At 41.3% G+C, this 26,672-nt stretch carries 23 protein-coding genes; 17 read left to right on the plus strand and 6 right to left on the minus strand.

Going from position 1 to position 26,672, the window contains the following annotated elements:
• Positions 1-205 precede the first annotated feature (205 nt).
• Positions 206-1,594: a prephenate-dependent tRNA uridine(34) hydroxylase TrhP gene (gene trhP / locus BCG07_RS14710; RefSeq protein ID WP_286890810.1), complete on the minus strand. Its 1,389-nt coding sequence runs from the start codon at positions 1,592-1,594 to the stop codon at positions 206-208.
• A 227-nt stretch (positions 1,595-1,821) separates the two neighbouring features.
• Between trhP and ndk the strand changes: the two genes are divergently transcribed.
• The 9 genes from ndk (at position 1,822) to der (ending at position 12,446) form a co-directional block, all read left to right on the plus strand.
• Positions 1,822-2,253 (plus strand): nucleoside-diphosphate kinase, encoded by a 432-nt coding sequence (ndk, locus tag BCG07_RS14715; RefSeq protein WP_008111339.1) that lies wholly within the window; start codon positions 1,822-1,824, stop codon positions 2,251-2,253.
• 183 nt (positions 2,254-2,436) lie between these two features.
• A complete protein-coding gene (gene rlmN / locus BCG07_RS14720) occupies positions 2,437-3,570 on the plus strand; it encodes a dual-specificity RNA methyltransferase RlmN (RefSeq protein ID WP_006793574.1) in 1,134 nt (377 codons plus the stop codon).
• A gap of 116 nt (positions 3,571-3,686) precedes the next feature.
• Positions 3,687-5,558 carry a type IV pilus biogenesis/stability protein PilW gene (gene pilW, locus BCG07_RS14725; RefSeq protein ID WP_286890821.1) on the plus strand — a complete coding sequence of 624 codons (1,872 nt, stop codon included), beginning with the start codon at positions 3,687-3,689 and terminating at the stop codon, positions 5,556-5,558.
• Positions 5,555-6,415 (plus strand): RodZ domain-containing protein, encoded by an 861-nt coding sequence (locus BCG07_RS14730; RefSeq protein ID WP_006793572.1) that lies wholly within the window; start codon positions 5,555-5,557, stop codon positions 6,413-6,415. Before pilW ends, BCG07_RS14730 begins: the two co-directional genes overlap by 4 nt.
• A 5-nt stretch (positions 6,416-6,420) precedes the next feature.
• Positions 6,421-7,539 carry a flavodoxin-dependent (E)-4-hydroxy-3-methylbut-2-enyl-diphosphate synthase gene (ispG, locus tag BCG07_RS14735; RefSeq protein WP_006793571.1) on the plus strand — a complete coding sequence of 373 codons (1,119 nt, stop codon included), beginning with the start codon at positions 6,421-6,423 and terminating at the stop codon, positions 7,537-7,539.
• Between the two features lie 256 nt (positions 7,540-7,795).
• Positions 7,796-9,076: a histidine--tRNA ligase gene (gene hisS, locus BCG07_RS14740; RefSeq protein ID WP_010556035.1), complete on the plus strand. Its 1,281-nt coding sequence runs from the start codon at positions 7,796-7,798 to the stop codon at positions 9,074-9,076.
• 19 nt (positions 9,077-9,095) lie between these two features.
• Complete coding sequence (locus tag BCG07_RS14745; RefSeq protein WP_006793569.1) at positions 9,096-9,716, plus strand: YfgM family protein; 621 nt, start codon at positions 9,096-9,098, stop codon at positions 9,714-9,716.
• A 10-nt stretch (positions 9,717-9,726) separates the two neighbouring features.
• Positions 9,727-10,905, plus strand: a complete 1,179-nt coding sequence (gene bamB / locus BCG07_RS14750) for an outer membrane protein assembly factor BamB (protein ID WP_008126586.1) — start codon at positions 9,727-9,729, stop codon at positions 10,903-10,905.
• Between the two features lie 74 nt (positions 10,906-10,979).
• On the plus strand, positions 10,980-12,446 hold the full coding sequence (gene der, locus BCG07_RS14755) for a ribosome biogenesis GTPase Der (protein WP_010556037.1): 1,467 nt from the start codon (positions 10,980-10,982) through the stop codon (positions 12,444-12,446).
• Between the two features lie 180 nt (positions 12,447-12,626).
• On the opposite strand, the gene BCG07_RS14760 is transcribed toward der, so the two are convergent.
• Both BCG07_RS14760 and BCG07_RS14765 read right to left on the minus strand, forming a co-directional pair.
• The gene (locus BCG07_RS14760) at positions 12,627-13,127 is read right to left on the minus strand and encodes a TFIIB-type zinc ribbon-containing protein (protein ID WP_286890827.1); all 501 of its coding nucleotides are present in this window, start codon (positions 13,125-13,127) and stop codon (positions 12,627-12,629) included.
• 27 nt (positions 13,128-13,154) lie between these two features.
• Positions 13,155-13,742, minus strand: a complete 588-nt coding sequence (locus BCG07_RS14765) for a DUF4202 domain-containing protein (protein ID WP_286890830.1) — start codon at positions 13,740-13,742, stop codon at positions 13,155-13,157.
• Positions 13,743-13,960: 218 nt separating this feature from the next.
• Between BCG07_RS14765 and BCG07_RS14770 the strand changes: the two genes are divergently transcribed.
• Entirely contained in the window at positions 13,961-15,688 is a 1,728-nt protein-coding gene (locus BCG07_RS14770) for a DUF885 domain-containing protein (RefSeq protein ID WP_286890833.1), read from the plus strand.
• A gap of 159 nt (positions 15,689-15,847) precedes the next feature.
• Positions 15,848-17,158 carry a DASH family cryptochrome gene (locus tag BCG07_RS14775; protein WP_286890835.1) on the plus strand — a complete coding sequence of 437 codons (1,311 nt, stop codon included), beginning with the start codon at positions 15,848-15,850 and terminating at the stop codon, positions 17,156-17,158.
• A gap of 26 nt (positions 17,159-17,184) precedes the next feature.
• Here BCG07_RS14775 and BCG07_RS14780 read toward each other — a convergent pair whose 3' ends face one another.
• Entirely contained in the window at positions 17,185-18,261 is a 1,077-nt protein-coding gene (locus tag BCG07_RS14780; protein WP_286890836.1) for a YeiH family protein, read from the minus strand.
• Between the two features lie 137 nt (positions 18,262-18,398).
• On the opposite strand from BCG07_RS14780, the gene BCG07_RS14785 reads away from it, so the two are divergent.
• Positions 18,399-19,277 carry a LysR family transcriptional regulator gene (locus BCG07_RS14785; protein WP_286890839.1) on the plus strand — a complete coding sequence of 293 codons (879 nt, stop codon included), beginning with the start codon at positions 18,399-18,401 and terminating at the stop codon, positions 19,275-19,277.
• Between the two features lie 139 nt (positions 19,278-19,416).
• On the opposite strand, the gene BCG07_RS14790 is transcribed toward BCG07_RS14785, so the two are convergent.
• Positions 19,417-19,854, minus strand: a complete 438-nt coding sequence (locus tag BCG07_RS14790) for a hypothetical protein (protein WP_286890842.1) — start codon at positions 19,852-19,854, stop codon at positions 19,417-19,419.
• Between the two features lie 331 nt (positions 19,855-20,185).
• Positions 20,186-20,647 carry a thioredoxin family protein gene (locus BCG07_RS14795; protein WP_286890844.1) on the minus strand — a complete coding sequence of 154 codons (462 nt, stop codon included), beginning with the start codon at positions 20,645-20,647 and terminating at the stop codon, positions 20,186-20,188.
• A 129-nt stretch (positions 20,648-20,776) separates the two neighbouring features.
• Here BCG07_RS14795 and BCG07_RS14800 point away from each other — a divergent pair, with 129 nt between their 5' ends.
• The 5 genes from BCG07_RS14800 to BCG07_RS14820 form a co-directional block, all read left to right on the plus strand.
• Complete coding sequence (locus tag BCG07_RS14800; protein WP_286890846.1) at positions 20,777-23,332, plus strand: CotH kinase family protein; 2,556 nt, start codon at positions 20,777-20,779, stop codon at positions 23,330-23,332.
• Positions 23,333-23,409: 77 nt separating this feature from the next.
• Positions 23,410-24,324 (plus strand): polyphosphate polymerase domain-containing protein, encoded by a 915-nt coding sequence (locus BCG07_RS14805; protein WP_286890848.1) that lies wholly within the window; start codon positions 23,410-23,412, stop codon positions 24,322-24,324.
• A gap of 1 nt (position 24,325) precedes the next feature.
• Positions 24,326-24,925, plus strand: coding sequence for a DUF4956 domain-containing protein (locus BCG07_RS14810; RefSeq protein ID WP_058430352.1), 600 nt, complete (start codon positions 24,326-24,328; stop codon positions 24,923-24,925).
• Positions 24,915-26,006, plus strand: a complete 1,092-nt coding sequence (locus BCG07_RS14815; protein WP_286890850.1) for an OprO/OprP family phosphate-selective porin — start codon at positions 24,915-24,917, stop codon at positions 26,004-26,006. The genes BCG07_RS14810 and BCG07_RS14815 overlap by 11 nt, the downstream gene beginning before the upstream one ends.
• A gap of 494 nt (positions 26,007-26,500) precedes the next feature.
• A partial coding sequence (locus BCG07_RS14820; RefSeq protein WP_286890851.1) for a transposase occupies positions 26,501-26,672 on the plus strand: 172 nt, incomplete at its 3' end.

Genomic DNA, 26,672 nt, shown 5'->3' on the forward strand with positions numbered 1-26,672 from the left:
CCCGCAGTTGTACTTACTATCATTTTGGTTAAACTGGTTATAACTCATATAAAGACTAAGAAAGAAGAGTCTTGATTTAACAGACTGCATGTAAATTAGTTCATTTCTTTAATAAGTAGCTTTTGTTATGAATAAACTTTTTCGTTTTATTTAAAAAATAAAGTTCACAGTGATATACAGATACCTTCATTGCTAAGTTTAATCGTTAAGTTACTACTGTATGCTTATGGGGGTTACGTGTATCTTGGTGCTCATCTAAATTACGCATCAATATAGCGTGCTCTAAATTAATACCTTCATCTAACTGAATTTTTACAATATACCCTGAGCCTTTGGCATCGCTAATACTTTCGCCCTTTTTGTTTTGCATGTATTCAAGCTCAAACGTAATGTTTCCTTGCGGTGTCATCAGCTCTAAAGAATGCCCAACACAAAATTTATTTTTAACGTCGATTTCAACTAGTCCATTTTCGCAGCGCCCTAGTACTTCCCCCACAAATTGCTGCTTAGTAGACACCGAATGACCGTATTCGTAGTTTTGATATTCTTGGTGAGCATGGCGTTTTAAAAAGCCTTCGGTATAGCCTCTATGTGCTAAGTTCTCAAGCGTCTTAAATAAGCTTGTATCGAATGGTTTACCCGCAACCGCATCATCTATTGCTTTACGATACACTTGCGCGGTGCGCGCAACGTAATAAAATGATTTAGTACGCCCTTCTATTTTTAAACTATGTACGCCCATTTTTGTAAGTTGTTCAACATACTGCACGGCACGCAAATCTTTTGAATTCATAATATAAGTGCCATGCTCATCCTCAAACGCAGGCATGTATTCACCTGGGCGACCTTGCTCTTCAAGCATAAATACATCATTGCTTGGTGCGCCTTCGCCAAGAGTAGGAATTACCTGTTTCGGATCAAACTTATGCACCATTTCGCCCGTCTCGTTTTCAACCCCAGGTTTTACATCGTATTCCCAACGGCATGCATTGGTACACGTACCTTGATTTGGGTCGCGCTTATTTATATAACCCGAGAGTAAACATCGTCCAGAATAAGCCATGCATAATGCACCATGCACAAATACTTCTAGCTCGGTGTCTGGACACTGTGTGCGTATTTCCTTTATTTCTTCAAGCGATAGCTCGCGAGATAAAATAACACGCTCAATACCTTGTTTTGCCCAAAACTGCACGCTAGCGAAGTTAACGGCATTTGCTTGCACTGATAAATGAACCGGCATTGCTGGCCATTTTTCACGAACAAGCATAATTAAACCCGGATCGGACATAATCAGTGCATCGGGCTCCATTGCTATTACCGGTTCAATATCACGTAAATACGATTTAACCTTAGCATTATGCGGTGCAATATTTGATACCACATAAAACTTTTTATTTAATGCGTGTGCTTCATTAATGCCTATTTGTAAGGTCTCTAAGTCAAACTCATTATTACGCACACGCAAACTGTAGCGAGGCTGGCCGGCGTAAACGGCATCGGCCCCATATGCAAAGGCGTAACGCATATTTTTTAAACTGCCTGCAGGGCACAATAGTTCAGGTATAAAAGGGCTTGAAGAAACAGGTGACATTTGCGCTCCCTACAACAAAGGGCATTAAGCCAATGGTGTGCGTAATAAATTTAAATATAAAATCAAAGCGCGGCAGTATAAATAGCACTAAAAATTTCCCCTTGATCAAGATCATAAAATTGTAATTGAACTGGTTTTTAATAAAATTAGGATTTTTCAGCTAAAGCGCGTATAATTCGCGCCCGTTAATATTCACACTTTTACTTATAAATTATTGGAGCATAAAGATGGCTTTAGAGCGTACTTTCTCAATCGTAAAACCTGATGCAGTAGCTAAAAACCACATCGGCGCTATCTACAACCGTTTCGAAACTGCTGGCCTTAAAATCGTTGCAGCTAAAATGGTTCACCTTTCACAAGAGAAAGCTGAAGGCTTCTACGCTGAGCACAGCGAACGTCCTTTCTTTGGCGCTTTAGTTTCTTTCATGACTTCTGGCCCAGTAATGGTTACAGTTCTTGAAGGCGAAAACGCTGTTCTTAAAAACCGTGAAATCATGGGTGCTACTAACCCTGCTGAAGCACTAGCTGGTACTTTACGTGCAGACTACGCTGACAGCATTGACGAAAACGCTGTTCACGGTTCTGACGCTGTTGAATCTGCTGCTCGCGAAATCGCGTACTTCTTCGCTGACGAAGAGCTTTGCCCACGTACTCGTTAATTTGAGTTTCACAGTTAACCCTGTGATGCAAAGTATGAAAAGGGCTTTCGAGCCCTTTTTTAGTCATTAATTAAAGTATTACACTGGCATATTTGATGTTTTACTTAATGATTAAAGTGAGTGAATTGTGTACAATTCGCCCTTGTAAATTTTATCACCACCGTTACTGATTAAGGTTGTTTCATGACCACTGCGCAAAAAAAGATTAACTTATTAGATTTAAACCGAGATGCAATGCGTGAGCTATTTGTATCGTTCGGTGAAAAGCCGTTTCGTGGCGATCAGGTGATGAAATGGATTTATCATTTTGGCGTAGATAACTTCGACGAAATGAGCAATGTAAATAAAAAACTTAAAGAAAAGCTCAAAGCTGAATGCGAAATTGTCGCCCCTGAAATATCAGTTCGCCAACAAGCGAGCGACGGCACAATCAAATACGCATTAGTACTTGAAGGCGGCCAAGAAGTTGAAGCCGTGTGGATCCCAGAAAAAGAACGTGCAACGTTATGTGTATCTTCGCAAGTTGGCTGTGCTTTAGAATGTACGTTTTGCTCTACCGCACAACAAGGCTTTAACCGTAACTTAAAAGTGTCTGAAATTATTGGCCAAGTATGGCGTGTAGCTAAAGATATTGGCCTAGATGGCAACAGCGAAAAACGCCCTGTTACTAACGTAGTAATGATGGGTATGGGCGAGCCATTGCTTAACGTTAAAAATGTAGTACCCGCTATGGAATTAATGATGGACGACTGGGGCTTTGGTTTATCTAAGCGCCGCGTAACATTAAGTACATCGGGCGTGGTACCGGCACTTGATTTATTAAAAGAGAAGATTGACGTAGCACTTGCTATTTCACTTCACGCGCCAGATAACGCACTGCGTGATATTTTAGTGCCTATTAATAAAAAGTACCCTATTGAAGAGTTTTTAGCGGCATGTCGTCGTTACATTGATGGCTCTAAAGCCAATAAAGACGTAACAATTGAATACGTAATGCTTAACGGCGTTAACGACAGCACCGACCAAGCTCACGAATTAGTTAAAACGTTAAAAGGCACACCTTCTAAGGTAAACCTTATTCCGTTTAATCCATTTCCGGGTAACGAATACACACGCTCGAGCAACAGCCGAATAGACCGTTTTTCTAAGGTTTTACAAGCTGCTGGCATTACCTGTATTGTGCGTCGTACTCGCGGGGATGATATTGATGCAGCATGTGGGCAATTAGCCGGCGATGTAGTTGACCGCACTAAACGTATGGCGAAAAAGAAAATGCGTGACGATAACAAAATCTCAGTTAACATCCAGCAAGCCTAAATTTAGTTAAATTACTAAAAGCCCTCCTGTTAAATCGTTTATTATTAAATAATTGATGCAACATGAGGGCTTTTAGGTAATATAGGCAATATGGACAAAAATAAAGAGATAAGGTAATGCGATCTATACTTGCTATAACACTATCGGCACTGGCTTTAAGTGGCTGTGTTACCGAAAGTAGTTATAACGGCAGTAATAAGCCCGTTGTCAAAAATAAAATCAATAACGCCGGGGCAGCACGCACTCGAATAGCTTTAGCCTTACAGTACCTAAAAACAGGTAATAATTCACAAGCAAAATACAACCTAGAACGCGCTGCTGAATTCGCTCCCAACTTACCTGAAGTTCATTACTCTATGGCCTATTACTACCAGCAAGTAGGTGAAAACCCATTAGCCGACAGAGCCTATCAAAAAGCATTAGATATAAAGCCTGATGATCCTAATACACTCAACAACTACGGTGTATTTTTATGTGGTATTGATGAATACGACCGCGCCACTGATCAATTTTTAAAAGCCATTGAAATTCCAACGTATATTCGTGTTGCCGAGAGCTACGAAAATCTAGCGTTGTGCGCCATTGAATTTGATGATTTTGAAAACGCAGAAACTTACTTTAAGCAAGCGCTTAATCACAGCTCTCAACGAACCTCTACTCTTATAAGCTTAGCGGCTCTGTTTTATGCAAAAAGTGACTTATACAAAGCGAACGACATTCTTAAAAAACATGACGACACAGGCCGAGTATCCTCGCGTGCTTTAATGCTTAGCTATTTAGTTAAAAATCGTATGGGTCGAATAGAAGAAGCCGAAAAAGTAGCAAGCACACTTTTACAAACCTATTCTACTAGTAAAGAAGCATACGCAATTAGAGAGCAACGCACACGATTTAACGAATTTGAAATGCTGCGCGAGAAATATCGTAAGGCAAAACTCAATGAGTTAAAAGCTGATGCAGACGGCACATATATAAGTGCAAAACCAAAAATAAAAATAGTAAGAAAAAAGGCACCTAACCAAGACAGCACAACAAGCCTGGTTATTAAGCAACCTGCACAAGTAACCCCAGCAAAGCCTGAACAAAACACGCAAGATGCGAATCCGGTCATAGCCAGAAATGATATAAACACAAGCGCAGATACAACTGTTGATGAGGCTGCAACAACACCAGAAGTCACTCCAAAAAAAGTTACACCTAAAGCACCTGAGACAACAATTGCAAAACAGCCAGTACAAGCTGAAACAAAACAAATTAAACCCTCAGGGCCATCGACAGATACGTCTGCGGTATTACTTGCGTTAACAACTCAACCAAATACAACAAATATGCCTGAGTCAGTTATTGAAGAGCCTGCTACTAAGTCAAGCACAGCAGCTTCAACAGTAACAGCTAAAGTAGTACCAGAAGCCCCAAAAGAAGAGGTGAAAATTATTTCTTTTGGGGCGCCTAAAACGGCTAACTTTAATTCTCCTCAAATAAATCAGCCAGCAGTCACGACGAACACGACAGCTGCCAGTAACGACTCAAATGTTGTTTTTTACGAAGCCACTAAAAATGAAGATATTTTTGAAACGAGTGGTTACCAAAACGGTAGTTACGTTACATTTACAAACTTATCATCAAATAAGCAAACAGCGTTACCCATGTTAAATCCTAAAGTCGCTACATTACGAGTGCCTTTTCATATCATTGAGTTTGGTGAAAACCTATTTAGCATTTCGGTGCGATACAATGTTAAACTACAAAAACTCCTGCAATGGAATGGATTAAAAGAGTCGGATCGGGTAATGAATGGCAGCAAAATTTACTTAAACGATCCTAATATTTATTACGAAATTAAATCTGGCGACTCCCTTTACGATATTGCTACCCAGAAGCAAGTATTAATTGATGAATTAATGCGATGGAATAAATTAAGCCCTGATATAGAGCTAAAACCAGGACATAGACTTTTACTAGTGGATCCAGACTCATACCTATTATGAATGAAGAAAATACGCAAAGCGAGCAGCCTACAGTAGGCCAAATTTTAAAAGCACACAGAGAGCAAGCCAAGGTAAGCATTGAAACCATCGCTAAACCACTAAAGCTATCTGAGTTTCAAATTAAACACCTTGAAAATGACGACTTTCAAGCATTGGGACCTATTACTTTTGTTAAAGGCTACATAAAAAACTATTGCCGTGAATTAAAAGTAGATAGCGCTCCTATATTAGCCATGTTGCCAGCACCACCTGAACCAGCAAAACCAGCTAACATGCAGAGCTTTTCTCGTCGTACAGAAAAAGAAGCAAGCGATAGCCGTTTAATGTTGGTAACTTACATTATTATAGCCATTGTTATTGGCTCGTCTGCTTTATGGTTTTGGCAAAACGCCACCCCAATTGAAGAACAAACCACAAATATAAATATTGGCAACACCATAATGAGTGAACGCCAAGCCATTCAATCAACTAATATTGAACAGCAAAAAACAGCAAACGATGTTGATGAGTTACGCCAAGAGTCTATTGAGCAAAGTACAGATTTAACAAATAACGAAATAACACAAGCAGTTAACGAACAAACTTCAGAGTCAGATACCGATAAAGCCGACATCAGCACAATAGAAATGCTATTTAATGACGAAAGCTGGGTCGAAATTCACGACGGCGAAGGCGAAAAAATAGCCTTTGGCGTTAAAAAAGCAGGTTACAGAATGACTGTTTCTGGTACACCTCCTTTTGCTGTTGTGCTTGGTAAGCACAATGTAGTTAACATTACCTTAAACGGTGAGCCAATAGATATTTCGGCTTTTCCTAAGAACCGTTTAGCCAAATTTACATTACCATTAGCAGAGTAGTCGCTATGTTTTCAGAATCACCAATTAAACGCAGAAAATCCACCCGTATTAATGTAGGCAATGTGCCTATTGGCGACGGCGCTCCAATTGCCGTGCAGTCGATGACTAATACCGACACCATGGATGTTGATGCAACCGTTGCACAAATTCAAGCCATACAAGATGCTGGCGCCGACATAGTACGAGTATCGGTACCGACTATGGACGCAGCTGAAGCGTTTAAAAGTATAAAAGAGCAAGTAAGTATTCCGCTTGTTGCCGACATTCATTTTGATTACCGCATAGCCCTAAAAGTGGCAAAGTATGGCGTGGATTGCTTACGTATAAACCCTGGTAATATAGGAAGCGAAGAGCGCATTAGAGCTGTTGTTGATTCAGCTCGCGAGCACAACATCCCTATTCGTATTGGCGTTAATGGCGGCTCACTTGAGCGCGATTTACAGGAAAAATATGGTGAACCAACACCTGAGGCGTTATTAGAATCAGCAATGCGCCATGTGGATATATTGCGTCGCCTTGATTTTGATCAATTTAAAATATCGGTAAAAGCGTCAGACGTATTTTTAGCTGTAGGCGCATATCGCTTACTTGCAAAAGAAATAGACCAACCTTTGCATTTGGGTATCACTGAAGCTGGCGGCATGCGTTCAGGTTCGGTTAAATCGGCTGTTGGCTTAGGTATGTTACTAGCCGAAGGCATAGGCGATACATTACGTGTATCACTCGCCGCTGACCCGGTACAAGAAATAAAAGTAGGCTTTGATATATTAAAATCACTGCGCATTCGCTCTCGTGGTATTAACTTTATTGCCTGCCCCAGCTGCTCTCGTCAAGAGTTTGATGTAGTAAGCACTATGAACCAATTAGAAGAACGCCTTGAAGATATAATCGAACCGGTTTCTGTATCGGTTATTGGTTGTGTAGTAAATGGCCCTGGTGAAGCACTCGTCAGTGATATTGGCCTTGCCGGTGCAAATCGCCGTTCTGGTTTGTATATTAATGGTGAACGTCAAAAAGCCCGTATCGACAATAACAATATTGTTGAGCAACTAGAGGGCTACGTTCGCGATTTTATAGATAAAAAGCAAAGCCAAACCCCTATCGATGTAAAAATAGTCGAATAAACAACGTATAAACCGCCAAGCATTCGTGTTTGGCGTTGACCCTTATAATAGATTTACCCAAGCGTTCAAAAATACAGAGTTCAGCGCTTCATCGAGCTTTATATCAAAGTATTACTTTTAATAATGGTAATTTCTTTTAATTCCAACGACGCTCGCATCTTGAGTTGGTTTGGGTATATAATGTCGGGTCAATTTTAAGCATTCTCGTTGTGTAAGCATTTTTTTATTACACATAAACAGTAATTAGGATTTATCAGTGGCAAAACAAATTCAGGCAGTTCGCGGTATGAACGATTGTCTGCCGGGCGATACACAAATTTGGCAGAAAGTAGAAAACATTTTACGCGAGACTGTAGCATCGTTCGGTTATCAAGAAATTCGTTTTCCTATTGTAGAATCAACCGATCTATTTAAACGCTCTATTGGTGAAGTAACCGATATAGTAGAAAAAGAAATGTACACCTTTGCCGATCGCAATGGCGACTTACTAACACTTCGCCCAGAAGGCACCGCAGTGTGTGTACGTGCTGGCAACCAAAATGGCTTACTGTACAATCAAGAACAACGACTTTGGTACATGGGCCCAATGTTTCGTCATGAACGCCCGCAAAAAGGGCGTTATCGTCAGTTTCACCAATTTGGTTTAGAAACATTTGGTATTGCCACAGCCGACATAGACGCAGAAGTTATTTTATTAACAGCGCAATTATGGAAAGCGTTTGGCATTAGCGAGCATGTACGATTAGAGCTTAACTCTTTAGGTTCTAACGAAGCGCGCGCCGATTACCGAGATGCGCTTGTTGCTTACCTTGAACAACATACCGACGTGCTTGATGAAGACTCAAAGCGCCGCATGTATTCAAACCCGTTACGTGTACTTGATAGCAAAAATCCAGACGTACAAGCAATATTAGTTGATGCGCCAAAACTGTCTGAGCATTTAGATGCTGAATCAAAAGAACATTTTGAAAATTTATGTGAACGTTTAGACGCAGCTGGCGTCTCATACACGGTTAACGAAAAATTAGTGCGCGGTTTAGACTATTACAACCGCACAGTATTTGAATGGGTAACCGACAGCCTTGGCGCGCAAGGCACTGTGTGTGCAGGTGGACGTTACGACGGTTTAGTAGAGCAACTTGGTGGAAAGGCAACCCCAGCAGTCGGCTTTGCAATGGGCCTAGAGCGCTTAGTATTGTTACTCCAAGCACTTAAATGTGTTGGTGACATTCGTCGTAATGCTGATGTATATTTAGCGGCAATGGGCGACAAAGCAAGTATTCAAGCCCCAATTATCGCGTCAGAACTACGCCGTGATGTGGCTGGCCTTCGTGTGATGGTTCACGCGGGTGGCGGAAACTTTAAAAAACAATTAAAACGTGCCGATAAAAGCGATGCACTTGTTGCCGTAATTATTGGTGAAGATGAATTAGAACAAGGCGTTGTGACCATAAAGTATTTACGCGAGCGTAAAGAACAAGTCACATTAAAATTAGAACAAGCTAAAGCGCTACTGGCTGAGCTTATAAACGGCTAAGCAGATATTAGAGGTAATCATGGATATACATTCAACAGAAGAAGAACAAGCAGAAGCAATTAAACGCTTTTTCCGTGAAAACGGTCTTTCACTGGCACTTGGTGTAATTGTTGGCTTAGGTGGCTTATATGGTTGGAAAGCTTATAACCAAAACCAAATTACAACCGCTGAGCAAGCGTCAGATTCTTACACTAAATTAGTTGAAGGTGATGATGTTTTATCGTCAGCTGATGCTTTTATCAGTGAAAATAAAGACACAAACTATGCTGCACTTGCGGCGTTTGTTGCCGCTAAAGATGCGGTAGAAGCACAAAAATTAGATGTCGCTAGTGAAAAGCTAAGCTGGATTGTATCAAACGTTGATAATGCAGAATTAAAAGCAATTGCGATTACACGTTTAGCGCGAATTCAAATTGCACAAACTAATTTTGACGATGCTTTAAGCACACTAAATGCACCATTACCTGAAGCATTTAATGCAAACGTAGCAGAACTTAAAGGCGATATTTACGCTCAGCAAGGTAATAAAGAGCAAGCACGTACTGCTTATCAAGCTGCGGTAGATGCAGGTGGGTTAACAGGCAACCCACTTTTACAAGTTAAGTTAGATGACCTAGCAGTAACTAGCCCAGCGGCATAAGGTTTTAGGTATGAAAAAATTAACGACCGCAACCCTTGCCCTATGTATGGCAACGCTAATGGGTTGTTCATCAAGTGATGAAGAAGACGAACTAGTCCTTCCTGAAATCGTCAATCAGTTTGAAACTGATGTTGTTTGGCAAGAGTCTGTAGGTAGCGGCGTAGAGCATTATTTTTCTCGCTTAACACCTGCTGTTTACAAAGACACTGTTTATGTTGCTAACCGCGAAGGTCAAGTAGAAGCGTTATCGCTTGCTAACGGCGATGTACAGTGGGATACCGACGTACGCCAAGACACTTCTTTTTGGCCTTGGAGCGACGACGGTTCAGCAAAATTATCAGGTGGTATATTACAAGCTTATGGTAAACTGTATATCGGTTCTGAACATGGCTTTGTTGTAGCACTTGACCGCGAAACCGGCGAAGAGGTATGGCGTAAAAACGTACCTGGTGAATCACTTTCAAAAGCAGCAGCTGGCGACGGCTTAATATTTGTAAACTTAGGCTCGGGTAAATTACTGGCCCTTCATCCAGATACTGGTGAAGAGCGTTGGAGCTTTGAGCAAGAAGTGCCTGCGCTTACATTACGCGGACAAAGTGCACCCACTGTTGCCAATGGTGGTGTTTTAGTTGGCCTTGAAACAGGTAAATTAAGCGTTTTAATTTCAGAAAGTGGTTACTCAGCTTGGAGTGCTGAAATTGCAGCTGCAAAGGGTGCCTCAGAATTTGAACGCCTAGTTGATGTAGACACACAGCCACTCATTAGCGGCCCATACGCTTATGCAATTGCATATAACGGCAACTTAGCTGCAGTGGATATTCGCTCTGGTAATGTTGTTTGGAAGCGCGAATACAGTAGCTATCGCGAAATTTCGATGGATGCGCAAAGTATTTATGTAGTAGACAGCAACGGCGTTGTTTATGCATTAGATAAAAATTCAGGTATTGAACGTTGGAGCCAACCCGCACTTCGTGGTTGGTACTTAACAGGTCCTGCTGTTACAGGTAACTATTTAGCCTTAGGCGACCAAGAAGGTAACCTACATTGGCTAAACAAAGACACTGGTGAGCTTGTATCTCGTGAAGACTTTGACAGCTCAGGCTTCTTTGTTGAACCTGTTGTTGCCGACGACAAACTGATATTATACACCCGTGACGGTGAAGTAAGTGCGGTAACAATACCAAACTAACTAGCTAACACTTAAAGGTTTTTTGTAAGGCTTCGCTCTGCGAAGCCTTTTGTTGTTTTTTAAAGAGGTAGTTTATGCTTCCCGTGATCGCTCTAGTTGGGCGACCCAATGTGGGCAAATCCACATTATTTAACCGCTTAACACGTACTCGTGATGCACTCGTAGCCGATTTTCCAGGTTTAACACGAGATAGAAAATATGGCCAAGCTAATTACGATGGCTATGAATTTATCGTGGTGGACACGGGCGGTATTGATGGCACAGAAGAAGGCATCGAGATCGAAATGGCTGACCAATCGCTACTTGCTATTGAAGAAGCCGACATCGTACTGTTTTTAGTAGACGCACGCGTAGGTATGACCGTTGCCGACCAAGCTATTGCCAATCATCTTCGCAAGCAAGACAAAAAATGTTTTGTTGTTGCCAATAAAACCGATGGCATAGACGCTGATTCAAACTGTGCTGAATTTTACCAGCTATCACTGGGTGAAATTCATCACATAGCAGCAGCGCATGGTCGTGGTATTACACTTTTACTTGAGCACACACTTCAACCTGTGATTGCCGAACTAGCAGCACAAGATGAAGACGTAGCCGATGACGATGAAGAGCTAATAGACCTTTACGAAGAAGGTGAAGGCGATGATACCGACCACCAAGCATTTGCAGATAAACCGGTAAAGCTTGCAATTATTGGTCGTCCTAATGTAGGTAAGTCAACACTTACAAACCGTATACTAGGTGAAGAACGTGTAATTGTGTACGATATGCCAGGTACAACGCGCGACTCTATCTATATCCCTATGACACGTAACGAAAAAGAGTACGTGTTAATCGACACAGCCGGTGTACGTAAACGTAAAAAAGTAAGCGACGTAGTAGAAAAGTTTTCAGTTATTAAAACACTGCAGGCTATTGAAGATTGTAATGTTGTTTTACTGGTTGTAGATGCGCGCGATGGTATTTCTGATCAAGACTTAAGTTTATTAGGTTTTGCGCTTAACTCAGGTCGTTCATTGGTTATTGCCGTGAACAAATGGGATGGGCTTGATGACTACGTTAAAGATCGTATTAAAACCGAGCTTGACCGTCGTTTAGGCTTTATTGACTTTGCACGCTTGCACTTTATATCAGCACTTCATGGTACAGGTGTTGGCCACTTATTTGAATCCGTTGATGAAGCGTACGAGTCAGCAACTAAACGTATAAGTACTGCAATGCTCCGCCGTATTATGGACATGGCACAGGCCGATCACCAGCCGCCACTTGTTCGTGGTCGTCGTGTTAAGCTTAAATACGCGCATGCCGGTGGTTATAACCCGCCGCGTATTGTAATTCACGGTAACCAAGTTCACGATTTACCAGATAGCTACAAACGCTACCTAATGAACTACTACCGTAAAGCACTTAAAATTATGGGCACCCCAATCAAAATTGAATTTAGAGAAGGTGATAACCCATTTGCAGGGCGTACTAATAAAGTAACGCTTTCGCAAAAACGTAAAATACGTGCTTTTGCAAAAGAAAACCGTAATAAATAAACGGCATAAGCGTTAATTTATCACAAAAAACGGCGTACTTTTTAGTACGCCGTTTTTTTATGCTTTATACCAATTAGCTTAACTAGGCGATCTATTTAGTGGTTCTGAATGAGAATTCTTTAACGCGAGTAACGACACGTTTAGCTTAGCAAAATGATTACGTATTATTGCAGGTTGGTATTAGAGATTAAGTAATGCCAATTGCACCAGCCGTTCAACTGTGGTGGCTTGGGTATTTGTAGGCGCTTTAGGATAATACTTTGATTTTGGTGGCTTAATAGATACAAACCCATGATTGGTGGCCATTTCGTGGGCTAACAACTTTCTCGCTTTGGGGGTTAAATGGTTTTCGTGTATTTTTGCCAGCTCACCACTATCAAGCCATATTCCTGCACAACCCGGGCACTCGTCTATCTCAACCACTTTGAGCGGTGAAAAATACCGGCGCATCATCACCACTTTTTTGCACTTCGGGCAATTAATTCGTAGCGATACATCGTATTCACTCTCGCTATATTCACTCAAATACTTAAGTAAAACCTGACCATGCTTTAACTCAGGCGAGCTAAACTTAAAAATTTGGCTGTTATCAAAAAATACGCCGCCTTGCGCTGACGTAAAAACAGTAATGCCGCCAACAAGTAAAGGTTCAAGTGGCGTATTAGTTCTAGGGCAATACATTTAAAATTCCTTTTTATTTATGTACTTTTACTCAAGCACTTTATGAATAAGCCCAACAAGCGGCGCTGGTAAAGTAATATTACCTGTAAGTACAAACTCATGCGCGTCATCTGACATTTTTTGCCATGTACGGCGAATAATCCCTATCCATTTTTGCTCATCGTAATCAGGCTTACTATTGGCAAACCCCAACATGTAATGCTCAATAAATACGAGGCTTGCTACGTCTTCTACTAATTGGCTGTCTGGGTTACGTTTAATATTTTTTTTAGCCACCGCATCGTACACTCTGTTTTGCTCAGCTTCGCCGTAACCAGCTTGCTTCATGAGCGCAACAACACTACTTGCATGAAATATATAAAGTGCACTGCGCCATTGATGATAACCCTGCTTGTTCATTTCAAAGTCACTACGCGGCGACTTCCAGCGTTGTATATGCTGCCCACGCACTGCAATTTGCATAAGCTCGCCAGCATCGGGGTTAAAACGGCTAAGCATGTCGCTCATTCGAGTAGCATAAAGGCTTTCTTTGGGCACGCTTTGCCCATTAAATTGCTCAGTATTTGGGTCTTGGTTGTTTGCTTCATTAATTAAGGCGATTACTTTATTAAACATGACAGTCATTTTTTATAATAAGTTTTAATCATTCTAAACGCTGATAAAACAATAAACTAGAGCTGCTGTAAGTTATGTAGTGAAATTTGCTCAATCTTAAAATACAACCGATAAATACATAAGGGTAAAAGTAAGCGCATTGATTAAGTTAACTTGGTACTATATTAAGCACAAATTAAAATAAAAAAGCGCGACTAACTCGCCAATAACGGATCACTATGTTTAAAAAACGTATTTTAGCTATTTGCTTAGCAGCCACTTCGCTACCAAGCCTTGCCGACAGCAACAGCGATTTAAAAACCATTATTGATAACCACTGGCAAAATGCCAAAGCTGAAAAAATATTCTTTCGAACCGACCCTGACGGTTGGAAACCAAACGGCACATTACCAAATTGGAGCGAGCAAGCCATTGCTAAGCGCCAAGCGTATAACAACAGCGTACTAAAAAGCTTAGCCAACATTGACCCAAAAACGCTCAATAACGAGCAGCTAATGAACTATCGCTTATTTAAATATGAGCGCGAAACCGAGCAGCAAAGCTACCTTTATCAAGGTAAGTATTTTCCGGTTAATTTTTTAAGTGGCTGGCATACTTACTTTGCAGAAGCGCCAGCTAATATGGCTTTTTTAACAGCTGATGATTACAACGCTTTTTTAATCAGCCTTGCCGACTACCCGCGCTTTAATCAGCAAAATATTGATTTAATGAAAGAAGGTATAAAAACAGGCTTTACTCATTACTGTAAAACCTTTGAAAATTACAGCCAAAGCATAAGCGCGCATTTAGTTAAAAACCCCGAAAAAAGCGCCCTTTACGAGCCCTTTACGCGTATACCTAATACATTTAGTGCAGCGCAAAAAGCGAGTTTAAAACAAAAAGCACAAGCGTTAATTGAAGAAAAAGTAATTCCTGCCTATCAGCATTTTTATGACTTTTTTAAAAATGATTACATGTCACACTGTAGAGCGAAGCCGGGCATTGCAAGCGTTGAAGGCGGGCTTGATTATTACAAATACACCGTTAATTACTACACCACAACTAACGCGACGCCTAAACAAATACATGAGCTGGGCCTAAAAGAAGTCGCGCGTATTAAAGCGCAAATGCAAGCCATTATTGATGAAGTAGGCTTTGATGGCACCTATAGTGAGTTTTTAGAATTTTTAGCAACCGATGAGCAATTTTACGCAAAAGACGCGCAAGACCTACTTGAAAAAACCGCGTTCATCACGCAAAAAATGTATGGCAAATTGCCCACTTACTTTGGCCACTTACCGCGTAACACCTTTACTATTAAGGGCTCAGCAAGTCGTGGGGCGTTTTATATGCCACCGCCAGATAACCGCTCACCAGGTACTTATTTTTTAGCCTCAACACCTAAACTGCAGCCTTTATATAATTTAGAAGCACTTAGTCTGCACGAAGCCATACCAGGGCACCACCTACAAAACGCCATTGCTATGGAGTTAAATGTACCCGAATTTAGACGCACACTCAGCCACTCTGCATTTGGCGAAGGTTGGGCACTTTATACAGAACGTTTAGGTAAAGAAGCGGGCTTTTATCAAAGCCCTTACAGCGATTTTGGCCGTTTAGGTTACGAAATGTGGCGTGCAGTGCGCTTAGTGGTTGATACCGGTATTCATGCGTTCGGCTGGAGCCGCCAAAAAGCAATTGACTACCTAGCAAGCCACACCGCGTTGCCACAAAGCGCGGTGGAAGATCAAATAGACCGCTATATTTCATGGCCAGGCCAAGCGCTTTCATACAAAATGGGCGAAATTAAAATACGCGAACTGCGCGCAAAAGCCGAAAAAGAGCTTGGCCCACAATTTGATATACGCAGCTTCCACGATACCGTTATTGGCCAAGGCTCCCTGCCAATGGCTGTACTTGAAGATGTAATAAATGATTGGATAGCAAAACAAAAAAAGACAAAGTAAAACCGTACTTTAATAAAATAAGAGGCGGTTACTCTATCGCCTCTTCTTAAATCGCAACCTTGCACGTATTTATAAATTTACTCGATTAAAAACACGATTAACTAATCCTCAGCTACTTTTGTTTCGTAAATACAACATCTACAAAACCAGAGCAAAAGTATGAGCAAACGCATTTTATATAGGCTACAAAACGATTTACGCCTAAACGACAACCCAATTTTTAGCAAACTCGCACTACAGCAATGCGCACTAGACGTGGTGTTTGTAATTAACCCCAACTGGTTTAAAAACACAAATTATCAGCAAAAGCAGTATGGTGAAAACAAGTACACCTTTTTAATGCAAAGCCTTTATGAGTTACAGCAAGCAATAATTGCGCGTGGCCAAACTCTGCACGTGCTAGAAGGCGAACCAGTTAGTGTTTTAAAGCAACGTATTAAAGAGCAACACATTGATGAAGTGGTTTACAGTGAGCAATTTGGTGTGTACGAACAACGCGAAATTAATTTATTAAAAGCTCATTGTCCTGAAGTCCAGTTTACCGGTACCCTGCAGGATACCTTGTATCACCAAAACGAACTGCCATTTAACTTAACAGATTTACCCAAAAGCTTTACCCCATTTAAAAAGAAGATTGAAGCTGCCAACATACCAATCACGCTGTCGCACATTACAACCGAGCTATTGCCTAAACCTATTACGCTTTGCGCTAAAAACCCAATTGAGTTGCCAAAAGCAATTAACAACTCAATGCATGGTGGCTTAACAAGCGCACAAAAACACTGTGAACAATACTTTGCAGGCGAATTACCTAGCACTTACAAAATAACTCGCAACGCGCTTGACGGCTTTGACAACACCACTAAATTTAGCCCATGGCTTGCTTTTGGGTGTATTAGCGCAAAACAAATATACAATGCGGTTGAGCAATACGAACAAACATATACCGCTAACGATTCAACCTATTGGATTAAGTTTGAACTACTGTGGCGCGAATACTTTAAATGGCACGCGCTAAATGTACAAAGCAGCTTGTTTAGTTTTAAGGGGCAAAAGCAAACTAAGCCACTTACTACGTTTATGCCAAACCGTTTTGCTGCTTGGTGCCAAGGCACAACGCCTTACCCCTTGGTTAATGCCATCATGAAAGAGCTCAATGCCACCGGTTTTATAACAAACCGCTCAAGGCAAATTGTGGCAAGCTGCTTAGTTAACGAGCTGGCACTCGATTGGCGTTACGGCGCAGCTTATTTTGAGCAGCAGCTAATTGATCATGACGTAGCAGCCAATTGGGGCAACTGGCAGTACATAGCGGGAGTAGGCGTTGACCCACGTGGCGGGCGGCACTTCAATATTGAAAAGCAAACACAGCAGTTTGACCCTAAATCCATTTACACAAAAAAATGGGGAGGCAATCAAAGCCCAGATGCACAGCTCGATCACTTAAACGAAGTAGATTGGCCTATTTAAGCCAATCTACCTCCACCTAGTTATATTTAAAACAGCTGAGCAATGCCTACATTAATGGCAAAGCCACCTAAGGTTAAAAACAAAAATAAACAGCCAGCTAATAACAGCGGTTTTATACCGGCTTGGCGAATAGCGCCAACATGTGTACGCAGCCCAAGTGCGACCATGGCAATGGTAAGTAGTATACTGTCAAACCATATAATGGCGTTTGTAGCACCTTGGGGAATAACCGATAACGAATGCACGCCACTTGCCACTATAAACAAAACCGCAAACCAAGGGATTGTAATTCCCGCTTTTTGCTCGCCGCCCTGTGCGTGTATGTTTGCATGCTTTTTACTTTGCCAAAACGATAAGCCTACTAAAAATGGCGCAAGCATCATTACGCGTAGCATTTTTTCTATCACGGCGGTGTCGGCTGCATTGGCACTTACCGCTGTGCCCGCTGCAACCACTTGCGCGACTTCGTGAATAGTTGAACCCACAAAAATACCGTATGCGTGTTCACTCAGCCCCATGTACTCAAACAGTATTGGGTAGGCAAACATACTTAACGTGCCAAATACCACAACCGTTGCCACAGCTACCGATACTTTATGCGCCTGCGCTTTTATAACTGGCTCGGTTGCCATTACCGCTGCGGCGCCACAAATAGAACTACCCGCACCAATTAGTATGGTTGTTTGTTCATCAAGCTTAAAAACGCGCTTGCCTAGCTGCACTGCCAAAATAAATGTACCTAACAGCATTACTATATCGGTTAATAGGCCATGCCAACCCACGCCCGCTACTTGCGCAAAAGTAATTCTAAACCCAAATAAAATAACGCCCGCTTTGAGTAATATACTTTTGGCGAAATCAACGCCTGCATCGGTACGCGTAGCAATACGCGAAAACACACTGTTACCAACAATAATGCCAAGCACAATCCCAATAGTTAAGGAGCTAAATTGCGCACTTTGCATTATAGGTAACTTACTTAATGCAACAGATGCCCCCGCTAACACAACCACCAGCAGCATACCTAACCACCAGCGCGTATCGCCGTATTGCTTAGTATTAATACCTAGAGGCTGAAAACTATTTTTAATAGCGCTAAGCATAATATTCCCTCACTTAAACCATGTTGATGTGTTGACTTAATTGTAAGAAAGCTCAAAATATAACTCCAATATATTAAAATCATGATTTGATAACTTAAGGTTATACAATTTAGAGTTATACAATTTAAGGTTGTTCAATGAACTTACATGCACTTAGGGTGTTTTATACAGTGGCTAAATTGGGTAGCTTTTCAGGCGCAGCCGAAGCGCTTTTTATAAGCCAGCCCGCTGTTTCTAAGGCGCTAAAAGAGCTAGAGCATCAGTTAAATATTCAACTTATTGAACGTGCATCTAAGGGTAAAAAGCTCACCTTAAGTGAAGGCGGCCAAGCCTTGTATGATCACGCCCGTAGTATTTTTGCTATCGAAAAAGCCGCCCTAGACGATATAAAATCGCGCACGGGGCTCAAACGCGGGACATTAGTTATAGGCACTAGCACCACCATTGCCAGCTATTGGCTACCGCCTTATTTAGCCAAATTTTGTGCGCAGTACCCACATATAAAAGTAGAAGTACAAGTAGCTAATACCGCGCAAATTGAACATGCCTTACTTGAATGCACTATAGATTTAGCCCTGGTTGAAGGCACACCTACCGAGCCGCACATTATTAGTAAGCACTGGCAAAACGATTTAATGAGTGTGGTTATACCGAGTAACTTTAAGCCCGCTAAAGACTTAAAAGCATGGTTAAACGAGCAGTTTTGGCTACTGCGCGAGCCAGGCTCGGGCACGTTAGAAATGTCGGTTAAGTTATTAGCAGAGCATGGCGTACAAGCTGAGCGCAGTATGCAATTAGGTAGCAACGAAGCCATAGCAAGGGCCGTTGCGCAAGGTATGGGGGTCGCTTTATTGCCAAATGTAGTCACAGAAGATTTAGTGCAGCTAGGTAAATTAACACGCCTGAGCCAAAAAAATAACGAGCAACTCTCTCGCCCTCTTTATCAATTGCATTATAAAGACAGACCATCTTCGCATGCTGCGCAAGCGTTCGAAAAAAGCCTGTTTAGAGAATAGTGAATAGTGAATAGTGAATAGTGAATAGTGATCACAATTTATGTGCGGTAAGGCACCTGTAGAAAACTTATAAAGTTTAATATATGAAAAGCTCTTTAGTCTTTCTAATGCCTATTAGCTAAGTTAAAACTCAATTGCGTTAGGTGACACACCTCTCATGCTTCACTATTAAATTAAAATAATTTTTAAACATGTGTTCAGAACTGATATCCCTTAAATCCACATCAAAATAGTAGCCGCTTTCTAAAAGTTCCAAACTTTCTAAATCATTGCAAATGCGTTCAAGAATTAAATATTTATACTTTGGAGTTATGCTTTTAATGTCATCCGGAATGAGCCCTTCGGCATCAAAATTCAAAACAACTCTTATACTGGTACCTGAATAGCCATAGTTTACAAAACTAATTCGGCTATCAATAGATGAAAAAAAAGCGCTGTAGTGATTTTTATCTTCTTCGTATTCCCATTGAGAAGCATCCCCCCAAATCAAGACAAAAATAACGCCAAAAGCAGCTGCAGCTACAAACAATTTGTTGGCATTTTTCATAAACCACAATTGAATTTTTTCAGATCGCATTAATGTCATAAGCCACATAACTTTAAGTAAAAGACTAATAATCAATACCACAGTATTATTCATTCACATGTGTGGATAATATAACTAAGGTTAAGACAAATACTTTGATGCTAAACCAATACCAATAATTAAAATAATTAATAAAACCCAATATTTTTTTGAACCATCTAAATTTTCACCGCACACAGGGCAAGATGATGACGCGATTGGAGTCCCGTTAAGATTTGTCGTTTTAACTACTGGTGAGGTAATCCCTGCTTTACACTTTTTACACTTCATAAATATCCGTTTTAACTATAAATAAAATTGCGGGATGATTCTCACATAACCCTTACAAACCCTGAGTTAAATCTTCTGCCAATGACCCCGTTGGTTTTTCAATCACACGTACTAACTCTTTGTCATTTTGTTTAACAATAAATGTAGGTGTGTATTTTAAATCATGTGCCTCAGCAACACCTGCATCGTCTCGTTTGTTGTAACCCACTGCCACATAGTTAACACTTGCCAGTTCAACTTTTGACTGTTCAAGAAGTTTAATGAGTTTAGGTACTTCGCGGTGGCTGTCGTGACACCAAGTACCAAATAAAACAACTAGCTCTTTACCTTTAAGCTTTTGCATTAACGCAATATCTTTAGAAGTAGGGGTAAACGTTGTGTAATATTCGCTAAATTTATCGTAATCGTTTATTAAAGCCTGCGCGCTTATCTCACCTGAAAATGGCGCAACATCGTCAGCACACGCTGCCAATGGCATGCTTAAGGCGCATAATAAAATTAATTTTTTAATCATTAGGTTAAGGTAACTTTTAAAATGAGTAATTAAGTTCACTATACTGAATATTACTGAATGTTTACACATTGTTTGCACCTTCTTTTTTTATTGTTTTACCACGTTATTAAAATAAAAAAGATCGCATCAATGACCATAAAACCCCTACTATTTTATTCATTAATTACCTCCACTACATTTTTGTATGGCTGTGGCGGTACTGAGCAAACAACCGATAGCAGCACAGAGCAAACTGACTCATCATCAACAACCACCTCAACGGGTTTAGTTATTAACGAAATTGTCGCAAGCCCAAGCGATACAACCTACGATTGGATTGAGCTATACGCCACTGAAGATATAGCCGACTTATCGGTATTTTCACTTGTTGATGATAACGCCGACAGAGAGCCTCAAGCTTTACCCGCAGTAGCGCTTTCGCAAGGTGAGTTTATTGTTATTCAAGCCATTGATGAAACCGATACACCGCCCGATAGCGGTTATTACGTCACCTTTAAACTAGGTAGCGATGATGCGGTTACGTTATACGAGGACGGCACTGCTATCTCTGTACTTGATTGGGAAGAAGGCGAAGCCGCTAAAGGTTTTAGTTACGGCTTATACACCGATGGCACCGGCACCGCGCAAATATTAACGCCAACAGAAGGCGCAGCTAACCAAACAGCCGATACCTCTTCACTTGTTACAACGCTAATTGCTGAAGATGCACCACTTCGTATAAACGAAGTAGTAGCAAAAGACAGCAGCGGCGGCGAGGACTGGATAGAGCTTTATGTAACAAGCAGTAGCGATGTTTATTTAGCAGACTACACCCTAAGTGATGACAATAACGAACAATTTGCTCTACCCGATATCACGTTATCGCCGGGTGAGTTTTACCGCATTTACGCAAGCACCGATGATTTAGGCGATCTGCCAAGCGTTGCGTTTAAATTAGGCGCAAGCGATACCGTAAGCCTTTACAGTAACAATGTAATTATAGAGCAGTTATCGTGGAATAAAGGCCAAGCGCTAAGTGGTTACAGCTATGGTCGCTACCCTGATGGCAGCGATGCAACTGCGGTATTAACTCCAACAGAACTTAGCTCAAACAGCCAAGCAACCCACGGGCCACTCGTTATTAACGAAATAGTGGCAAGCGCCGCAGACGATGGCAACGACTGGTTTGAGCTATACAACAACAGCGCAAATACAATTAACTTAGCTAACTACCACGTTATTGATGAAAGCGACGACATAGACCCCATCACTCTACCCGACATAGATTTATACGCAGGCCAATACATAACTATTTATGCCACCGATGAAGACCCAGGCACTTACTACGTCCCGTTTAAACTAGGCAAAGAAGACGAGCTAAGCTTAATACTCAACGATGAAGTAATTGACTACATTGACTGGGATGAAAGTGATGTAGCCACAGGCTTTAGTTACGGCCTAAGTAGCAGTACAGGCTTTACTCATGCGTTTTTAACACCTACCCCAAGTAGTGAAAATACAGTTGCAACCGCCTTTACACCCACAGCGGTTAATACGCTTTCTATTACAATTACCGACGAAAACTGGCAAGACATTCTAGATAACCCACTTGATGAGGAATACCACGAAACCGCTATTACCTTTAATGGGGTAACACTCGATAGCGTGGCTATTCGCACTAAAGGTGGCTCAAGTTTAAGAAGTGTTGCCAACTCTAGCAGCGACCGTTACAGCTTTAAGGTTGATATTAACGAATATGTGTCGGGGCAAAAGTTTTTTGGGCTAAAAAAATTCACACTACAAAACTCGTTTAACGACCCGTCGTACATGCGTGAAGTAATCGCCTACGATCTAATGGATGAAATGGGTGTACCAACGCCTGAGCATGCTTACGTTAACTTTTATGTAAACGGCGAGCTATTTGGTTTGTACTTAATGGTAGAAGCAATAGATAGCGAATTTGTTGAAAAACACTTTGCCAACAGTAACGGCGATTTATACAAGCCAGATGGCACGGGAAGCGATTTACTATGGCTAGGTGACGACATACAAAGCTACACCGATATAAACCTGCAAACCAACGAAGACACCACCGATAACGGCGCCTTTATTAATTTTGTTGAATCGCTCGATAAAGGCGAAACCAGCGCCATAGATATAGACATGCTGCTGCGTTATATGTCGGTTAGTACTTCACTGTCTAATTTAGATAGCTACCACGGGCCGCTTGCACATAACTATTATATTTACGATGACGATGGCGTATTTAGCATTTTGCCATGGGATTTTAACGAGTCATTTGGCACCTTTGCCATGGATTGTAATGGCGTAGATGTAAGAGAGCTCTACATTGATGAGCCAGTAAGCGGGGCATTAAGCGAGCGCCCGTTAATTGCTAATGTATTTGCCGAGCAAAGCAACCTCGATACGTACCACAGTTACTTAACACAGCTTATTAATGGCTCACTTTCAAGCGATACATTTAACGCACGCGTAAATGAAATAGCCGACCTAATTCGTGAGCACGTACAAAACGACCCAACCAGCTTTTATGGCTCAGCCTACTTTGAGCAAAACCTAACCTCTACAACGGGGCAGTTTTACGGCTTAACGTCGTTTATGCAGTACCGCGTAGCAAATATGGTCGCGCAGCTCGATGGCACATTACCTTCAGCTGGCGATGGCAGCGGATTTTGCGCTAGATAAACAACCCATCCTTCATGCGGTGTCAGCACGCTGGCACTGCACTGTATTACTTTGCAATTTAATAATCTGAGAAAATTATGACAATTCAAGCACGTTTTAAGGATGAACTTTTTGAAAAGGATACTTCAATTGCACCAGTAGCAATTACTGCAATAAACACTAAAAATAAGCAGGCTCAACCTGAAAAGCCAAATGCACATGCCTCATTAACAAGCTTAATTAACGAGTTGCTTATTCCGTTTGAAGGTTACGGATTAAACGATCTTAATAACGCTAATTTAATGAACCGTGTAGACAGTAAGTTTATGCTGCCACTGTCTTTTTTACCTGAGCTACTTACTCATATACAAGGCCAGTACCGTGTACTTGATATACAAGGCAAGCGTTTATTTTCTTACTATAATCAGTACTTTGATACGCCCGAACTTGATTTATATAAAGCCCATCATAACGGTAAGCTCAACCGCTATAAAGTGCGCCAAAGGCGCTACGTTGATACCGCCACCGAATACCTAGAAGTAAAACTAAAAAACAACCAAAGCCGTACGGTTAAAACACGCATCAAGCTCGAAAAAAACAACGAGCAAGCCCATTGTACTGCGTTTATGAAAGAGCAAATGAAAAACAGCTTTGCAGATTTAAACGTAACCCAGCAAAGCGGCTATAACCGTATAGCGCTAGCCAACGAAGAAAAAGCCGAGCGCTTAACGCTTGATTTTAACCTGTGGTACAACACCCCAAAAGGGGATAACAAAATAACCTTACCAGGCTTTTTTATTGCCGAACTTAAGCAACGTAAAAAAACAAAACACTCGCCATTTTATAAACTTATGAGCAAACACCACATATTCCCAGCCTCGTTTAGTAAATACTGCATTGGCTGTGCTTTGCTCTACCCCGAGCGCTTAAAAGTAAACCGCTTTAAACCTGTTTTAGCCCGCTTAAAACACCTTAACCGCACTAACCCACTATTACCTTTAGAGAATAATTAAAATGACAAAATTAGATCTTATTTTTCTTTCCCGCTTTTTAGTAAACATCCTATCGCTGGCTGTACTTTGCTATGGCTGTTACTTTCGCGTAAGTAAAAATGCAGTGGTGGCAGGCTCGTTTATTTTATTTGGCGTAGGCGTTTTTATTATTACCTTTTTGCTGCACGGCGTTGATATGTCGATGGAATTTGCATTTGGCCTATTTGCCGTATTTACCATGCTAAGGTATCGCACTGAGTCTATTTCGATTAAAGAAATGACCTACTTATTCCTTGTTACTGCCATTGCTTTACTGACCTCTGTAGGGCAAATGAGTTTAATTGAGCTAAGTATTCTTAATGGTATTATTTGCTTAATTGCCTTTTTGATTGACTCAAGCGTATTTGTAAAACGCTACGAAGTACAAAGCGTTTGCTACGAGCGCATAGAAAACATAACCCCGCAAAACCAAGCCACACTCATCCATGATTTAAAACAGCGCACAGGCCTAAACGTCGTTGCTGTAGATATAGAACACATCGACTTTTTAAGAGACGTAGCGCAACTAAAAGTAAGTTACTTAGCCGAAAAACAAACAAAGGCAGCCCAACATGACCTCTAAACAAACGATGACTTATGCGGCACTTTCAGCACTTTGCCTTGTTAGTAACGCAACCTTTGCCAAAATTAACGACGATATAGACCTAAGCGGCTATATTATGCTCGACTACAACAAGTTTGATAGCTCATTGTTAGAGGGAAAATACGACAGCAGCGATTCAGAAAGTACCTCTGAAATACGCCGCGCTCGCCTAAGTTTTAAATCAGACATAAGCAAAGACTGGAAAAGTAAATTTCAGCTTGGCTTTGCCGATGGCGAAACCGAAATAAAAGACGCCTACCTAGAATACTCTGGCTGGAAATATGCCGATGTAACCATAGGCCAACAAAAAGAAGGTTTTGGCCTAGAAAAACTAACCAGCTCTCGTAATTTATTAATGCTTGAGCGCAGCATGATAAGCGAAGCGTTTTCACCAGGGCGTAGCTTAGGTATTAGCCTTTCCGGTGACATAGCCTCAGTAAATTGGCAGCTAGGTTATTACAAGCCCGATGAAGACGAAGCAACGTCTGCTATTACAGGGCGCGTAGCTTGGGTGCCATGGCAGCAAAACACCAACCTTTTACACCTAGGCGTCGCATTTAGTGAGAGGCAGTACGACGGTAACGAATTTAGAGTAAATGAACCTCTTGAAGTTTATACCGCCGACTCATTAATAGAAGGCGATAAAATTAATGCCGATAGCCTCTCACAACAAGGCGTAGAGCTACTATGGCTTAAAAACAGATTTACCATGATGGCCGAGTGGCAACAAGCACAAGTAACTAGTATTGAAAAGTCAACTATCGATTACGAAGGCGGCTATTTGCAATTTGGTTATCAGCTATCGGGCGGATACCGTAAGTATAAAAACGCAAAACTAGGCGCAAGCTCAGAGCCAGGCTGGGAGCTCACTGGTCGCTATAGCCTACTTAAACTCAAGCAAGAAAACCAAGACGCTAAAACCTACGCCCTTGGCGTTAACTACACCTTAAACAAGAATATAAAGTTTATGGCCGACTACATTAAAGCCGATTACTACGAGGCAGGCGGTACTATCACATCGGGCAATGCAATCTCATTAAGGCTGCAGTATTCGTTTTAATACGCTTTGTATGTTAAGCCGGTTAATCTAAAACTACAAAGCCCTGTGTTAAACGTAACGTTTAGCACAGGGTTTTTAATTTGAGATGTTATAAACAATATAATAAATAAACTGCAAAAAGGTTACTAATCAAGCTGGAATTCATCGCACTAACTTAAAAACTTGAGCTCCTTTCCAAACCGAGCTCTCTCGGAGCGGACAACTGTGGGGCTAATGGATGAAGTAAAGCTTGCCCCCTGTGGCTTCAAAGTGATGAGGGGGTGTCCTCTAAAACGGCTGAGGAGTACTTATCGTTTCATGTTCTTGTTATGTTTATTGTTTTCAAAGTAACAACATATGTATTAATGAAACAACCCAAAATAATATGCTGGTAAAGAGAGGGCTATAAATAAAATACCTAACCCCGCACCATTACCTTGTAGTGGCATAGTTAATTTGGCCACCCATTAAGAAAGAAATGTTATGCTAATAAGCATACAAATTTGGGTGAAAAAATGACGAAATTAAAACGCGCAACGTATTCTGCGGCAATCAAGTTAGAAACAGCTCAGCTTGTAGTTGACCAAAGTTATACTCAAGAAGAAGCAGCCAAAGCGATGGGGGTGGGTAAATCAACCGTCAGTAAGTGGGTTACTCAATTAAAGCAAGAGCGGAATGGCCAGACAC

It is taken from the genome of Pseudoalteromonas sp. ESRF-bin5 (assembly GCF_002632075.1).
Classification (GTDB): Bacteria; Pseudomonadota; Gammaproteobacteria; order Enterobacterales; family Alteromonadaceae; genus Pseudoalteromonas; species Pseudoalteromonas marina.